The 15,063-nt window shown below is 68.4% G+C and carries 17 protein-coding genes; 8 read left to right on the top strand and 9 right to left on the bottom strand.

Annotation, left to right across the window (positions count from 1 at the left end; genetic code table 11):
* The 8 genes from AB1346_03815 to rsmI form a co-directional block, all read left to right on the top strand.
* A partial coding sequence (locus AB1346_03815; protein ID MEW6719557.1) for an ABC transporter substrate-binding protein occupies positions 1 to 660 on the top strand: 660 nt, incomplete at its 5' end.
* Positions 661 to 690: 30 nt separating this feature from the next.
* Positions 691 to 1,839, top strand: coding sequence for an ABC transporter substrate-binding protein (locus AB1346_03820; GenBank protein ID MEW6719558.1), 1,149 nt, complete (start codon positions 691 to 693; stop codon positions 1,837 to 1,839).
* Positions 1,840 to 1,841: 2 nt separating this feature from the next.
* A complete protein-coding gene (locus AB1346_03825) occupies positions 1,842 to 2,726 on the top strand; it encodes a branched-chain amino acid ABC transporter permease (protein MEW6719559.1) in 885 nt (294 codons plus the stop codon).
* A gap of 4 nt (positions 2,727 to 2,730) precedes the next feature.
* On the top strand, positions 2,731 to 3,726 hold the full coding sequence (locus tag AB1346_03830) for a branched-chain amino acid ABC transporter permease (protein ID MEW6719560.1): 996 nt from the start codon (positions 2,731 to 2,733) through the stop codon (positions 3,724 to 3,726).
* A complete protein-coding gene (locus AB1346_03835) occupies positions 3,723 to 4,502 on the top strand; it encodes an ABC transporter ATP-binding protein (protein ID MEW6719561.1) in 780 nt (259 codons plus the stop codon). The genes AB1346_03830 and AB1346_03835 overlap by 4 nt, the downstream gene beginning before the upstream one ends.
* 1 nt (position 4,503) lies before the next feature.
* Positions 4,504 to 5,235: an ABC transporter ATP-binding protein gene (locus tag AB1346_03840; protein MEW6719562.1), complete on the top strand. Its 732-nt coding sequence runs from the start codon at positions 4,504 to 4,506 to the stop codon at positions 5,233 to 5,235.
* 2 nt (positions 5,236 to 5,237) lie between these two features.
* Positions 5,238 to 6,536: a phenylacetate--CoA ligase gene (locus tag AB1346_03845; protein ID MEW6719563.1), complete on the top strand. Its 1,299-nt coding sequence runs from the start codon at positions 5,238 to 5,240 to the stop codon at positions 6,534 to 6,536.
* Positions 6,537 to 6,561: 25 nt separating this feature from the next.
* Complete coding sequence (gene rsmI, locus AB1346_03850; GenBank protein MEW6719564.1) at positions 6,562 to 7,401, top strand: 16S rRNA (cytidine(1402)-2'-O)-methyltransferase; 840 nt, start codon at positions 6,562 to 6,564, stop codon at positions 7,399 to 7,401.
* A gap of 34 nt (positions 7,402 to 7,435) precedes the next feature.
* On the opposite strand, the gene AB1346_03855 is transcribed toward rsmI, so the two are convergent.
* The 9 genes from AB1346_03855 to AB1346_03895 form a co-directional block, all read right to left on the bottom strand.
* Positions 7,436 to 7,726, bottom strand: coding sequence for a hypothetical protein (locus tag AB1346_03855; GenBank protein ID MEW6719565.1), 291 nt, complete (start codon positions 7,724 to 7,726; stop codon positions 7,436 to 7,438).
* 32 nt (positions 7,727 to 7,758) lie between these two features.
* Positions 7,759 to 8,790, bottom strand: a complete 1,032-nt coding sequence (locus AB1346_03860; GenBank protein ID MEW6719566.1) for a zinc-binding dehydrogenase — start codon at positions 8,788 to 8,790, stop codon at positions 7,759 to 7,761.
* Between the two features lie 19 nt (positions 8,791 to 8,809).
* Positions 8,810 to 10,033 carry a sigma-54 dependent transcriptional regulator gene (locus AB1346_03865; GenBank protein MEW6719567.1) on the bottom strand — a complete coding sequence of 408 codons (1,224 nt, stop codon included), beginning with the start codon at positions 10,031 to 10,033 and terminating at the stop codon, positions 8,810 to 8,812.
* A gap of 4 nt (positions 10,034 to 10,037) precedes the next feature.
* Positions 10,038 to 10,319 carry a hypothetical protein gene (locus AB1346_03870; GenBank protein ID MEW6719568.1) on the bottom strand — a complete coding sequence of 94 codons (282 nt, stop codon included), beginning with the start codon at positions 10,317 to 10,319 and terminating at the stop codon, positions 10,038 to 10,040.
* Positions 10,320 to 10,327: 8 nt separating this feature from the next.
* On the bottom strand, positions 10,328 to 11,332 hold the full coding sequence (gene amrS, locus AB1346_03875) for an AmmeMemoRadiSam system radical SAM enzyme (protein ID MEW6719569.1): 1,005 nt from the start codon (positions 11,330 to 11,332) through the stop codon (positions 10,328 to 10,330).
* On the bottom strand, positions 11,310 to 11,591 hold the full coding sequence (locus AB1346_03880) for an acylphosphatase (GenBank protein MEW6719570.1): 282 nt from the start codon (positions 11,589 to 11,591) through the stop codon (positions 11,310 to 11,312). Before AB1346_03880 ends, amrS begins: the two co-directional genes overlap by 23 nt.
* 6 nt (positions 11,592 to 11,597) lie before the next feature.
* Positions 11,598 to 13,631: an NAD-dependent DNA ligase LigA gene (gene ligA / locus AB1346_03885; protein MEW6719571.1), complete on the bottom strand. Its 2,034-nt coding sequence runs from the start codon at positions 13,629 to 13,631 to the stop codon at positions 11,598 to 11,600.
* Positions 13,628 to 14,815, bottom strand: coding sequence for a phosphoglycerate kinase (locus AB1346_03890; protein ID MEW6719572.1), 1,188 nt, complete (start codon positions 14,813 to 14,815; stop codon positions 13,628 to 13,630). The genes ligA and AB1346_03890 overlap by 4 nt, the downstream gene beginning before the upstream one ends.
* Before the next feature lie 46 nt (positions 14,816 to 14,861).
* The coding region (locus tag AB1346_03895) for a hypothetical protein (GenBank protein ID MEW6719573.1) at positions 14,862 to 15,063 on the bottom strand (202 nt) is incomplete at its 5' end.

Below are 15,063 nucleotides of genomic sequence, written 5' to 3' on the forward strand. Positions count from 1 at the left end.
CGGATAGCGATCCTGACCGCCTCGGACGGGTATGGCGCCGGCGGGCGGGAGGACATCAAGGAGCTCGCTCCGCAGATGGGGATCACCCTGGTGGCCGACGAGGTGTACGGCCCCAAGGACACCGACATGACGGCTCAGCTCACGAAGATCAAGGGGACCGACGCACAGGCGATCGTATGCTGGGGGACCAATCCCGGGCCGGCGGTCATCGCGCGGAACCGTGTGCAGCTCGGCATCAAGACGCCTCTCTACATGAGCTCCGGCGTCGCCTCGAAGAAGTTCATCGAGCTGGCGGGGGCCGAGAACGCGGAGGGGATCCTGCTCCCGGCGGCGCGGCTCATCGTCGAGCCGCAGGTGCCGGCGAGCCACCCGCAGAAGAAGGTCATCTCGAGCTACATCAAGGAGTACGAGTCGAAGTTCAAGCAGCCGGTCTCCACCTTCGGCGGACACGCGTACGATGCGATGCGCGTCCTCGAGATCGCGATCACGCAGGCGAAGTCCGTGGAGCCGGCGGCGATCCGCGACGCCCTGGAGAAGGTGAAGGGGTACCAGGGGACGGCGGGAGAGTTCAACTTCTCGCCCGAAGACCACGCGGGGCTCACGGAAGAGGGCTTCGTGATGGTGAAGATCGTCAAGGGCGACTGGGAGATGCAGAAATAGGGATCACCTTTCGAAACCAAGGAGGAAGACATGCATAGCAAAGCGATCGCGTGCCTGATCGCCCTTGCCGTACTTGCCGGCGCGGCGGCCACGGGGGCCGCGGCGGAACCGATCCGGATCGGGGCGATCTTCTCGGTGACGGGCCCGGCGTCCTTCCTGGGCGAGCCGGAACGCAACACCGTGAAGATGCTCGAGGAATCCATCAACAAGGGCGGCGGCGTCCTCGGGCGCCCAGTTGAAATCGTCGTCTACGACGACGAGACCGACGCGACGAAGGCGGTCACCGCGGTGGACCGGCTCCTCAAGAAGGACCGCGTCGTCGCGGTCGTCGGCCCCAGCACCTCGGGGAGCACCCTGGCGATCGTGCCGAAGATCGAGGAGGCGAAGATTCCGCTGGTGTCGTGCGCGGCGGCGAAGAAGATCGTCGACCCGGTGAAGAAGTGGGTCTTCAAGACGCCGCAGAGCGACGAGCTGGCGGTGAAGCGGATCTACCAGTACGCGGCCAAGAACGGGATTAAAAAGGTCGCCATCATCACCGCGTCGGACGCCTTCGGCGCGGCCGGCCGGGAAGAGCTGAAGGCGTTGGCCGCGGACGCCGGGATCGCCATCGTCGCCGACGAGGTGTACGGCCCCAAGGACACCGACATGACGGCTCAGCTCACGAAGATCAAGGGGACCGACGCCCAGGCGATCGTCTGCTGGGGTACCAATCCCGGGCCGGCGGTCATCGCGCGGAACCGTGTGCAGCTCGGCATCAAGACGCCCCTCTACATGAGCCACGGCGTCGCCTCGCCGAAGTTCATCGAGCTGGCCGGGGCGGCGAACGCGGAAGGGATCCTGCTGCCGGCGGGCCGGCTGATATCCGAGCCGCAGGTGCCAGCGGGCCATCCGCAGAAGAAGATCCTGGCCGGGTACATCAAGGACTACGAGACGAAGTTCAAGCAGCCGGTCTCCACCTTCGGCGGGTACGCCTACGACGCGATCATGCTGCTGGTCCAGGCGATCCAGACCGCGAAGTCCGCAGAGCCGGCGGCGATCCGGGACGCCCTGGAAAAGATCAAGGGGTACAACGCAACCACCGGGGAGTTCAATTTCTCGGAGAAGGACCATAACGGCCTGACGGAAGAGGCGTTCGTGATGGTGCGCATCACCAAGGGCGACTGGGAGATGCTGAAGTAGGAATGACCGCCGCATCCGCGCTGCTGCAATACGTGATCTCGGGGGTGACGGTCGGCGCCACGTACGGGCTGACCGCCCTCGGGTTCACGGTCATCTACAACACCACCGAAATCATCAACTTCGCCCAGGGCGAGTTCGTGATGCTGGGAGGCATGCTGGCGGTGTTCGCCCTCCGGTGGGGAGGGGTTCCGCTTCCCCTCGCCGTGCCGCTCGCCGTCCTCATCGTCACCGCCGTCGGGGTGCTTGTGGACCGGGTCACCATACGCCCCATGCGGGGGCGCTCCACGCTCACCCTGATCATCATCACCATCGGAATGTCGATCCTCCTGCGCGGCGGGGCGATGCTCCTGTTCGGTAAGGACACCTTTTCCCTGCCCGCGTTCTCCCCCGGCGGCCCGATCGAGATCGGCGGGGCCACGGTCCTTCCGCAGACCCTCTGGGTCGTCGGTATCACGCTGCTCACCGTGGCGGGGATGAAGGTCTTCTTCGAGCGCACGCTGTCGGGGAAGGCGATGCTCGCCTGCGCCTGCGACCGGAAGGCGGCGTCGCTGATGGGGATCCACGTCGATTCCATGGTGACCCTCTCCTTCGCCTTCTCCGCCCTGGTCGGCGCGCTGGGAGGGGTGATCCTGGCGCCGATCACCCTCACGGCGTACGACGTCGGGATCCTGCTGGGGGTGAAGGGGTTCGCGGCGTGCATCCTGGGCGGGCTGGGGAACCCGTTCGGGGCAGTGGTCGGCGGGGTGATCTTAGGGGTCCTCGAATCGCTCGGCGCCGGGCTGGTCTCCTCCGGGTACAAGGACGCGGTGGCCTTCGTGATCCTGCTCGGCCTGCTCTTCGTGCGTCCCTCGGGACTGTTCGGCGCCTCCCGGGCGGAACGGGTCTGAGGACATGGGCTTCCGGGGAGGCCATAACGCGGGGGTACTCGCCTTCGCGGTCGCGGCGGCCCTCGTGCCGTTCGCGCTTCCGAACGATTACTACCTCACAGTGCTGATCGTCGGCGGGTTCCACACGATCCTCGTGATCGGCCTGAACCTGCTGATGGGGTACGCCGGCCAGGTGTCGCTGGGGCACGCGGCCTTCTACGGCCTCGCCGCCTACACGACCGGCATCCTGACCGGCACGCACCAGTGGCCGGTGCCGGCCGGGATCGCCGTGGCTCTGGCCCTTTCCACGGCGGTCGCCTGGCTCATCGCGGTGCCCACCCTGAAGCTGCGCGGGAACTACCTCGCGATGGGCACGCTCGGGTTCGGGATCATCGTCTACATCGTCTTCAACGAGGCGACGTCGCTGACGGGAGGGCCCTCCGGCTTCACCGGCATCCCCAAACTCTCCTTCGCGGGGAAGGTATTCTCCTCCGATCGCGAGTATTACTACGTGGTCTGGGGGGCCGTGCTCCTCCTGCTCGTCCTGTCCCAGAACCTCGTCCGGTCGCGCATGGGGCGGGCGCTGCGGGCGATCCACACCAGCGAGACCGCCGCCGCCGTGCTCGGAGTGGACACGAACCGCTACAAGATCTTCGTCTTCGTCCTCTCGGCGTTCTACGCCGCCGTGGCGGGCGTCCTGTACGCCCATTACGTCACCTTCGTCTCCCCCGGCTCCTTCGGATTCCACACCTCCGTCCAGCTCGTAACCATGGTGGTCCTCGGCGGGATGGCGTCCATCTGGGGGGCGGTCCTCGGAGCGCTCTTCCTCACCTTCCTGCCGGAGGCGCTGCGGGCCATCGAGAACTTCGACATCCTGGTGTACGGGGCGATCCTGATCCTCTGCATGATGTTCCTGCCCGGCGGGCTGGCCGACGGCGCGCGGAAGGGATGGGATGCCGCGGCGGGGCTGGTCCGGCGGGGGACGCATGGCGCGGGCGCCGGAAAGGGCGGCGGGCGGTGACCGGGTCGGCGCACAAGGACGCGTTCTTCCACGGGGACGGGATCACCCTGCGCTTCGGAGGCGTGGTCGCGCTGTCCGGCGTCGCGTTCCACGTCCGGCGCGGCTCCCTCCAGGCGATCATCGGCCCCAACGGCGCCGGGAAGACCTCCCTGTTCAACGTGATCACCGGCTTCTACCGGATGGACGCCGGCGAGATCCGGCTCGACGGGAGCGCGATCTCGGGGCTGCCGCCCCACGAAATCGCCCGGCACGGGATCGTGCGGACCTTCCAGAACCTGGAGATCTTCACCAACATGACGGTCCTCGAGAACGTGCTGACGGGGAGCCACCTCCTGGTCCGGTACGGCCCGAAGGATTTCTTCCTGCGCACGCGCCGCTTCTTCCGCGAGGAGCGGGAGGTGCGGGAGCGCGCGGAGGCGTGCCTCGATTTCGTCGGGCTTTCGGCCCATCGGGAGCTCCCGGCCGGGCAGCTCCCGTTCGGGTCGCAGCGGCTCCTCGAGATAGCGCGGGCGCTGGCTGCGGAGCCGCGGATCCTGCTGCTCGACGAGCCCGCGGCGGGGCTGAACATGAAGGAGACGGCGGCGCTCGGCGAGCTGATCCGGAAGATCGTCGAGCGCGGGATCACGGTCGTCATGGTCGAGCACGACATGGACCTGGTGATGCGGATCTCGGACCGGATCCTGGTGCTGAACTACGGGGAGGTCATCGCCGGCGGGACCCCCTCGGAGATCCAGAAGGACCCCGCGGTGATCGCCGCCTACCTGGGGGAGGAGTAGCATGCTGAAGGTGAGGAACCTCCAGGTGTACTACGGGATGATCCACGCGCTGCGGTCGGCGTCGCTCCACGTGAAGGCGAAGGAGATCGTGGCGCTCATCGGGGCCAACGGCGCCGGGAAGACGACGCTGCTCTCCGCCGTCTCGGGCGTCGTTCGCTCCGCTTCGGGAGAGGTCTCGCTCGACGGGAAGGAGATCACGCGGGAGCGCCCGGACCGGATCGTCCGGGAAGGGATCGCGCACGTGCCGGAAGGGCGGCACGTCTTCAAGCCGCTGACGGTGGAGGACAACCTGCTCCTCGGGGCGTACCACCGGTTCCACCTGCGGAACCGGGCGGCGATCCGGGAGGAGATCGAGGCGGTCTTCGCGCTCTTCCCCGCCCTGGCGGGGCGGAGGAAGCAGCAGGCGGGGACGCTCTCCGGAGGGGAGCAGCAGATGCTGGCGATCGGGCGGGCGCTGTTGTCCTCCCCGAAAGTGCTGCTGCTGGACGAGCCGTCGATGGGGCTGGCGCCCAAGGTCGTCAAGGAGATCTTCGGCCACATCGCGAAGCTGCGGAAGGAGCGGGGGATGACGATCCTGCTCGTCGAGCAGAACGCCCGGGGCGCGCTCTCCATCGCCGACCGGGGATACGTGCTGGAGACTGGGAGGGTGGTGCTGCAGGGGACCTCCGAGGAGCTGCTGTCGAACCGGGACGTCCAGCGGGCGTACCTGGGCCGGGAACGGGAAGGAGGGTAGCCATGTACTGGGAGCCCGAGAAGGAGTGCATGGACCGCGAGGAGCTGGAGCAGCTCCAGCTCGAGCGGCTCCAGTCTACGCTGAACCGGGTCTACGAGAACGTGCCGTTCTACCGGAAGAAGTTCGACGCGATGGGGATCGCGCCCGAGGACATCCAGTCGCTTGCCGACGTGTCGCGCCTGCCCTTCACCGAGAAGGCCGATCTGCGGGACAACTACCCGTACGGGCTGTTCGCCGTCCCGATGCGCGAGGTGGTGCGCGTCCACGCGTCTTCCGGCACGACCGGCACGGCCACCGTCGTGGGGTACACGCGCAACGACATCAAGACTTGGAGCAACCTGGTGGCGCGGATCATCACCGAGGCCGGGGTGACGAAGGACGACGTCATCCAGATCGCCTTCGGGTACGGGCTGTTCACCGGCGCCTTCGGGCTGCATTACGGCGCGGAGCGGATCGGCGCGTCGGTGATCCCCGCCTCCAGCGGGAACACGGCGCGGCAGATCCAGATCATGAAGGACTTCAAGACGACCGCGCTGGTGGGCACCCCCTCCTACGCGATGCTGATCGGCGAGACGCTCCAGGAGAAGGGGATCCCCGTCTCCGCGCTGTCGCTCAAGTACGGGCTGTTCGGCTCGGAGCCGTGGTCCGACGCGATGCGCAGGGAGATCGAGGCGAAGCTGGGGATCGTCGCCACCGACAACTACGGGCTCTCCGAGGTAATGGGCCCCGGGATCTCGGGGGAGTGCCTCGAGCGCAACGGCCTTCACATCAACGAGGACCACTTCCTGGTCGAGGTGGTCGATCCGGAGACGCTCAAACCCGTTTCGCCCGGCGAGGAGGGAGAGCTCGTGATCACCTCGCTGACCAAGGAGGCGTTCCCGATGATCCGGTACCGGACGCGGGACCTGACCCGCCTGCTGCCGGGCGACTGCCCCTGCGGGCGGACGGGGCGCCGGATGCGGCGCGTGACGGGGCGCACCGACGACATGCTCATCATCCGGGGCGTCAACGTCTATCCGCTCCAGATCGAGCATGTCCTGTTCGAGATCGAGGGGACGGAGCCGCACTACCAGATCGTCATCGACCGGAAGGGGGCGATGGACGAGGCGACCGTGCTGGTGGAGGCCGACGAGTCGATCTTTTTCGATCAGATGAAGCTCCAGAGGAGCATGGTGGAGAAGATCAGGAAGCGGCTCGCCCAGGAGCTGGGGATCACCGTCGAGGTGAAGCTCGTCGAGAAGAAGACGCTTCAGCGGTTCGAAGGCAAAGCCAAGCGGGTGATTGACAATCGGAAGTTGTGACCGCCCGCACCGGGGGGCCGCACGCATGAGCGCCGGGACTCTGTACATCGTCGCGACGCCGCTGGGGAACCTCGAGGACGTCACCCACCGCGCGCTGCGGGTCCTGCGCGAGGTGCCGCTGATCGCCTGCGAGGACACGCGGCGGACCGTGAAGCTTTTGAACCGCTACGGCATCCGCACGCCGATGACCTCCTTCCACGATTTCAACAAGCTGCAGGCGGGACCCGGGCTGCTGAAACGCCTGAGGGAGGGGCAGAGCGTGGCGCTGGTGTCCGACGCGGGGACGCCGGGCATCTCCGACCCGGGGTACGAGCTTGTGCGCGATGCCGTGGCGGAAGGGCTGCCGGTCGAGGTGGTCCCGGGGCCGTCGGCGCTGGTCTCCGCGCTCGTTGTCTCCGGCCTCCCCACCGACCGCTTCGCCTTCGAAGGATTCCTCCCCAACCGGCAGGTCCGCCGCCGGAAGGCGCTGGCCGCCATGTCGGGCGATCCGCGGACGCTGATCTTCTACGAGTCGCCCCAGCGGATCGCGGCGTTCCTCGCGGACGCCGCGGAGGCGCTCGGTCCCCGCCGCGCCTGCGTCGTCCGGGAGCTGACGAAGGTGCACGAGGAGGTGCTGCGCGGGACGCTGCCCGAGCTCCGCGCGGAGCTCTCCGGGCGCGAAAGCGTCCCGGGGGAGATCACCGTCGTGATCGCCGGCGCGCCGAAGGGGGCGGGACCTTCCGTGGAGGAGGCGGTGGACGAGGCGCTGGACGAGGAAGGCGCGGCGTCCGCATCCTCCCGGGACCTGGCGCGGGAGATCGCGGAGCGGACCGGGCTCTCGAAGAAGGAAGTCTACGAAGAGATCCTCCGGAGGCGCGCAAGGTAATCCGCAGCGCCCCCGGAGCCGTGCGGGGCGCCCGTTACTGGGCTATGAGCAGGGAGTCGGTGACGTTGGTCACCAGGCCGTGGAACCGCTCTTTCGCCTTGCGGAATCCCGGGTCGGTCATGATCTTCTCGAGCGCGGCCAGCGACTCGAGGTCCACCTGGATCACGCGCTGCGGCGACTCGCCGCCCATCATGCTCCGGAACTTCCGGACCGCCCTCACCCCCTTGTATTTCAGCCAGATGTCCTTGCCCGCCCCCCGGACGTACCGATCGTATTCGGCCATCTTCCCGGGGAGGATGTCGAACCGGTATTCGAACGTGATCATTGCGGCGTCTCCTTTCCTGTTGGTTGTTTCCGTCAATCGATGCGCAGGACGATCTTCCCGAACTGCCGCTTCCCTTCGAGCGATTCCATGGCGTCCCGGGCGCGGGAAAGGGGAAACGCCGCGTCGACCACCGGCCGCACCTTCCCCTCCTCGAAGATCTTCAGCATCGCCGCGAACTCCCCGCGGCTTCCCATCGTGGAGCCGTAGACGGTGAGCTGGTTCCAGAAGATGCGCGCCAGGTCGGTCTGCGGATCGGAGCCGGTGGTGGCGCCGCAGGTGATCAGCCGTCCCCCGCGCGCCGCGGAGGCGATCGACTGCTTCCACGTGGCCTTCCCGACGGAATCGAGGACGACGTCGACGCCCCGCTTGCCGGTGAGCTTCCGGATCTCCCTGGAATAATCGGCCTTGGAGTGGTCGATCCCCGCGGCGGCCCCCATCGCCTCGGCGCGCGCCAGCTTCTCCGGGCTGCCCGAGGTGACGAACACCTTCATGCCCAAAAGCTTCGCGATCTGGAGGGCGGCCACCGCCACGCCGCCGCCGATGCCGACGATCAGCAGCGTCTCGCCGGGGAGGACGCGCGCCTTGCCGACCAGCATCCGCCACGCCGTGACGAAGGTCAGCGGGAACGCCGCCGCCTCCTCCCAGGAGAGGGCGGGCGGCTTGGGGAAGGCGTTCTCCGCCGGGACGACGACGTACTCCGCGAAGGTCCCCGGCAGGTGCTCCCCGACGAGCCCGAACGAGACGCACAGGGAGTGCTCCCCGTCCCGGCAATACTCGCAGCTCCCGCAGCTCACCCCCGGATTCAGGACGACTTCGTCCCCGGCCTTCAGTGAGGCCACTCCCGGCCCCGCCGACTCGACCGTCCCCGCGCCGTCGGCGCCCAGCACGTGCGGCATCGCCGGCGCGATCCCCGGGATGCCGTTGCGCACGAAAATGTCGAGGTGGTTCAACGCGGCCGCCCGCACTTTCACGCGCACCGTTCCCGGCCCGGGGGCGGGATCCGGCAGATCTCCGAACTCGACCTTTTCCGGGCCGCCGTGCTCCCGTATGAACGCCGCCTTCATCCTGTCCCTCCGTGATCCTTCAGGTCGCGTCCGGGCCGTCCTTCCGCCGCATCGGGCGGTAAAGGATCTCCGGCGGGATGTCGGACGCGTCGATCATCGTCCCCTGCTTCTTCTTCGAGGAGATGCCGCGGATGAGGGTCAGCAGCTCGCGGACGTTCCCCGGCCAGTCGTACGGCTCGAGGACGGAGAGCGCGGCGGGAGTGAATCCCTTCAGCGGCTTCTTCCTCTCGTGGTTCACTTCCTCGAGGAAATGATGCAGCAGCAGCGGGACGTCCTCCTTCCGTTCCCGCAGCGGCGGCACGCGGACGGTCCCGGTCTCCAGCATGGCCGCCATCCGGTCGGGAACGATGCCGCGCAGCCGGAGCTCCTCGACCGGGAGCGTGGAGGAGGCGATGAAACGGACATCCAGAGCGGTCTCCGCCCCGGTCCCGGCCTGGTCCAGCTTCTTGGTTTCGAGGAAGCTCCCCAGCCGCTCGAGGAGCTCCCTGCCGGCGTCCTCGAGGTCGGCGAGAAAGAGCGTCCCGTGGTTCGCCATCTCGATCTTTCCCGCCCGGTACGGCGCGGATCGCTCGCCGGGAGGAGCGGCGTGGCCGAAAAGGTCCGCCGCCACCTTCTCCTGCGGGATGCCGGCGCAATGGGCGGGGACGAACAGTCCCGACGAGCGGGCGCTGCAGTAGTGGACGTAGCGCGCGAGGAAACTGCGGCCGGAGCCGCGCTCCCCGAGCAGCAGCACGGGATCCCCGGTGTCCGAGATCGCCTGCAGGGAGGCGACGACGCGCCGGATCGCCCCGGAGTCGCCGACGACGGACTGGAGCTGGTACCCCGCGCGGACCTCGGACCGGAGGAACCGGTTTTCCCGCCGCAGGTTCCGGTGGGTGAAGGCCTTTTCGGTGAGGCTCAGCACCTCCTCGATCTTCAGCGGCTTCACGAGGTAATGGAACGCCCCGCTGCGCATCGCCTCGATGGCGGTGTCGGCGGTGGCGTAACCCGTCATCAGGATGACCTCCACGTCGGGTCGGATCTCCTTGGAGGCCCGCAGCAGGTCGATGCCGTTCTCGCCCGGCATCATGAGGTCGGTCAGGATGACGTCGAACTGCCCGCGCTCCAGCTTCTCGATGCCTTCCGAGCCGGAGCCGGCGCTGGCGACCTCCCATCCGTTTTCCGTGAAGACCGTGGTCAGCAGCCCCAGGATGGAGGGCTCGTCGTCGACCACCAGGATCCGTTTCAACGGGGCGTTGGCCATCGCGTTACGGTTTCCTCCTCCGCACCGCCCAGAAGACGGCGCCCGCTCCGGCGGCGAAAATGATGACCAGGGAAGCCACTTCGAACTTCCGGTACCTGGAACGGCTCAGCTGCTCCGCGGCGGCGCGGTCCTCGAAGGACGACTCCGGCCCGCCGTCCTTCGCGGCGCACGGCGGGGGGCCCGGCAGGAGGCAGAGGAAAAGGAAGAGGGCCAGGGCGGCGAGCGCGCCGGCCGCCCGGTTCCCGGGGGGGGATTCGCGGAGCTCCTTCCGGCGGGCGGTTTCCATCGAAAATTTTATACCACGAAACGGAGGCGCGCGCCGCAGGAGACGCACCGGTCGCCGGAGAGCCCGGGCGTGTCCGCGGAGTAGCCGGTCCTGCGGACGACCGTCGAGCGGCACGACGGGCACACGGTGTCCTCCGCGCCCGGGAGGCGGAGGTTCCCGACGTAGACGTAGGGAAGCTTCTCCCGGGCCGTCCTCCACGCCCATTCGAGGCGCGCGGCCGGCGTCGGCGGCGCCGTCGCGCGGTGCTGCGGAAAATAGCGGGAGAAGTGGAGCGGGATCTCCGGGTCCGTCGCGGCCACGAAGTCGATCACCGCGCGAAGCTGCGCCTCCGAGTCGTTGCGCCCCGTGTAGAGCAGTGTGGTGAGCTCCACGTGGGTCCGCTTCGACGCGGTACGGACGGTGTCGAGGACCGCGGAGAGCTCCCCCCCGCACACCTCGCGGTAGAAGGCGGCGTCCATCGACTTCAGGTCGATGTTCATCGCGTCCACGTGCGGGAGCAGCTCCTCCAGCGGCTCGGGGCTGACGAAGCCGTTCGTCACCAGGACGTTCTTCATCCCCGCCGCGCGGAACGCCTTCGAGCAGTCCAGGACGAACTCGAGCTGGATGAGCGGCTCGTTGTAGGTGTAGGCGATGCCGATCGAGCGCTGCCGCCGCGCGGTCTCGACCAGCTCCGCTATCCGCACGTCCTGCAAAGCGGTCCGCTTCTGGACCAGGTGCCAGTTCTGGCAGAACTCGCAGCGGAAGTTGCAGCCGACGGAGCCCACCGACAGGATCTCGGAGCCCGGATGGAAGTGGAACAGCGGCTTCTTCTCGATCGGGTCCATCGCGATCGCGGCGACCTTCCCGTAGGTCGCGGCGTACAGCGTGCCGCCCCGGTTCTCCCGGACGCCGCAGATCCCCGCCTTCCCCCGCGCGATCCGGCATCGATGGGGGCACAGGCCGCAGCGGACCGCGTCCTCCTCCGGCCGCCACCAGGAGGCGGGCCGGCCTTCAGTACCGGATGTCGAATCCACTGTAGGTCTCCCCCGGCGTCCGCCAGGATACCGCGACGTCGGTCACCTGCGCTCCCGGCGGGCCCGTCCGCAGGAATTCGAGGACCTTCTCGACCGCCTCGCGCTTCCCCTGGAGCACCGCCTCCACCCTCCGGTCCGGAAGGTTGCGGACCCAGCCGCAGATGCCCGCATCCCGGGCGGCCCGCTGGGTCGAGGCGCGGAACCAGACCCCCTGGACCCGCCCGGAGACGATCGCATGGACTTCCGCGATGCCCTCCATCGCCATCTACCCCTTCCCCTCCAGCATCTCCGTGAATTGCGCCTCGGTCAATACCGGCACCCCGAGTTTCCTCGCCTTGTCCAGCTTCGAGCCGGCCTCCTCCCCCGCGACGAGGTAATCCACCTTCGCGCTCATCCCCGTCGCGACGTTCCCTCCCTCCCGGCGCACCAGCTCCTGCGCCCGGGCGCGCGGCATCGAGAGCGTGCCGGTGAACAGGAACGTCTTCCCGGAGAATTTCCCCGCCGGGGAGGACGGGGGAAGCGGCGTCACCTCGCGCAGAAGCCGTTCGAGGGCCTCCGACGCCTTCGCGGAGCCGAAATACGCCAGCAGCGATTCCGCCACCTCCGGCCCCACCTCGCGGATCTTCCGCAGGTCGTCCGCCGAGGCGCTCCGCAGCGCTTCCAGGGAGCCGAAGTGGCGCGCGAGCAGCTCCGCCAGGTGCTCCCCGACGTGCGGGATCCCGAGGGCGAACAGGAAGCGCGACAGGTCGGCCCTGCGGCTTTTTTCGATCGACCGGACCAGGTTGTCCGCCGACTTCTCCCCCAGCCGCTCCATCGCCGCCAGCGTTTCCCGGTCGAGACGGTAGAGATCGGCGGGCTCCGTGACCAGCCCGTTTTCCACCAGGGCGGAGACGATCTTCGTCCCCATCCCCTCGATGTCCATGGCGTCCTTCGCCACGAAGTGCCGCAACGCGCGTTTCCGCTTCTCCACGCAGCCGTCCCCCGTGCACCGGTGCGCCGCCTCGCCGGGCACCCGCTCCACGGGGGCGTCGCAGACCGGGCAGCGTTCGGGCATGCGGAACGCGGGCCCCCTTCCCGGGGCGTTCCGGGCCGCGGAAAGCGACTCCACCACCTCGGGGATCACGTCGCCGGCGCGCTGGACGAGGACCCGGTCGCCCACGCGGACATCCTTGGCGTCGATCATGTCCTGGTTGTGCAGGGTGGCCCGCCGCACGGTCACCCCCCGGACCACCACGGGGGAGAGGAGCGCGACGGGCGTGAGGATTCCCGTCCTGCCGACGAAGACGACGATGTCCTCGACCGTCGTCTCGGCCCGGTCCGGGGAGAACTTCGCGGCCACCGCCCAGCGCGGGGAGCGGGAGATCTCGCCGAGCTCCCTCTGGAGCGCCGCGTCGTCGACCTTCACCACGATGCCGTCGACCTCGTACGGCAGCTTGTCCTTCCGCGATTCGATCTCCCGGTAGAACGAGACGACCTCTTCGATGGTCCGGCACCGGCGGCTTCCGTCCCGGTTGACGGGGAAGCCCCATCGCTCCAGGAGATCGAGCTCCTCCCAATGGCTCGCGATGGAAATCCCCTCGGCCTTCCCCGTCCCGTAGACCCACAGGTGCAGGCGACGGCTGGCCGTGACGGACGGATCGAGCTGCCGGACCGAACCGGCGGCGGCGTTCCGGGGATTTGCGAACTCCGGCTCGCCGCCCCTGCGCCTCCCGCGGTTCAGGGCGGCCAGCTCCTCCTTGTTCATGTACGCTTCTCCCCGCACGTCGAGCCTCGGGGGAGGAACCGCGGAGGACGGGCGGATCGCCAGCGGCACGTCGCCGATCGTGCGCAGGTTGGCCGTGACGTCCTCGCCGCGGGTCCCGTCCCCGCGGGTCGAGCCGCGGACGTACTTCCCGTCCCGGTAGGAGAGCTCGACGGCGAGGCCGTCGATCTTGGCCTCCGCCACGTAGCCGCCGGCGTCGAGCGCGCTTTCGGGGATGCCCCGGCCGGCGAGGAACCGCCGGACGCGCCGGTCGAACTCCCGGAGCTCATCTTCCGAGAAGGTGTTCTGGAGGGAAAGCATCGGGACGTCGCGGACGACGGTGGCGAACGACTCCGCGGGCTCCGCGCCGATCCGCTGCGTCGGAGAGTCGGGGTCGAAGGCCTCCGGGTGCTTCGCCTCGAGCCCGACGAGCTCCCGGAAGAGGGCGTCGTACTCCGCGTCCGTGATCTCCGGCGCGTCGTCCCGGTAGTACCGGTCGTTATGGTAGCGGATCAGCCGCCGGAGCTCCTCGATGCGGGATGCGGCTCCGCCCTTCATGCCTCTTCCAGCGCCGCGATGCCGGGCAGCCGCTTCCCCTCGAGCAGCTCGAGGAAAGCGCCGCCGCCGGTCGACACGTACGACATCCGGGAGAACAGCCCCGCCTTGTGCAGGGCGGTGTCGGTGTCGCCGCCTCCCACGATCGTCGTCGCGTCGCTCTCCGCCAGCGCCCGCATCACGGCCTGCGTGCCTCCCGCGAAAGGCGCCGACTCGAAGACCCCCATCGGGCCGTTCCAGACGATCGTCTTCGCGTCATGAAGCGCCTCCCGGAACAGGACGCCGCTCGCGGGCCCGATGTCGAGCGCCATCATCCCGTCGGGGATCTCCTGGACCGGCACGTTCCTGACCGAGGAGGGCGCCTCGATCCGGTCCGCCGCCACCACGTCGACCGGCAGGTAGAGCTTCACCTTCCGCTCGGCCGCCCGCTCGAGGACCCGCTTCGCGGTCGCGATCATCCCGGCCTCGTAGAGCGACTTGCCGACTTCGAACCCCTGCGCGGCGAAGAAGGTGTTCGCCATCGCCCCCCCGATCAGGATCTTGTCCACCTTGCCGAGCACGTGGTCGATCGCCTCGATCTTGCCGGAGATCTTCGCTCCCCCGAAGATGGCGGCCAGCGGGCGGGCGGGGGAGACCAGCGCCTTCTCGAAATAGGCGATCTCGTCCTTCATCAGCAGCCCCGCCGCGCGCTCCTTCACGAACTTCAGGATCGCCACGTTGGATGAGTGTCCGCGGTGGGCGGTGGCGAAGGCGTCGTTGACGTAAGCATCGCAAAGCTCCGCGAGCTTCTTCCCGAACTCCTCATCGTTCTTCTCCTCCCCTGCGTGGAAGCGGACGTTCTCGAGCAGCAGCACGTCGCCGGGCTTCATGGCGGCGACCGCCCTCGCGGCAACCTCGCCGACGCAGTCCTCCGCGAACGCCACCGGCTTCCCGAGCAGGTCGGAGAGCAGCGGGGCGACGGGCGCCAGGCTCATCTCCGGGACCGGCTTCCCCTTCGGCCGTCCCAGGTGCGACAGGAGGATCGTCTTCGCGCCCTTGTCCGTCGCCGCGCGGATCGTGGGGATCGCCGCCTTCAGGCGCGTATCGTCGGTGACCTTTCCGGACTTGTCGATCGGCACGTTGAAATCGACGCGGATGAGCGTTCTCTTCCCGGAGAGATCGAGCTGGTCCACGGTCCGGATCTTCATCTGGATCTCCTTTTATAACGGGAGGTTGGGAGGTTTCACGGCAAGGTTACCACATCAGCAGCCCCATGACGATCTCGATGGCGATCAGCAGGATGATGATCATCTCGAGCGTCTCCGCCCGCGACGCCTGGGCCTGGTTGTTCAGGACCGTGTAGATCTCCGTGAGGGTGGCGAGCTTGTCGCGCACGGACCTCTCGTGCTTCTCCGCCCCGACCTTGCTTCGCGCCTCCTCGTACACGCGGGCGATG

The organism is Thermodesulfobacteriota bacterium, assembly GCA_040758155.1.
Lineage (GTDB): Bacteria > Desulfobacterota > Deferrimicrobia > Deferrimicrobiales > Deferrimicrobiaceae > UBA2219.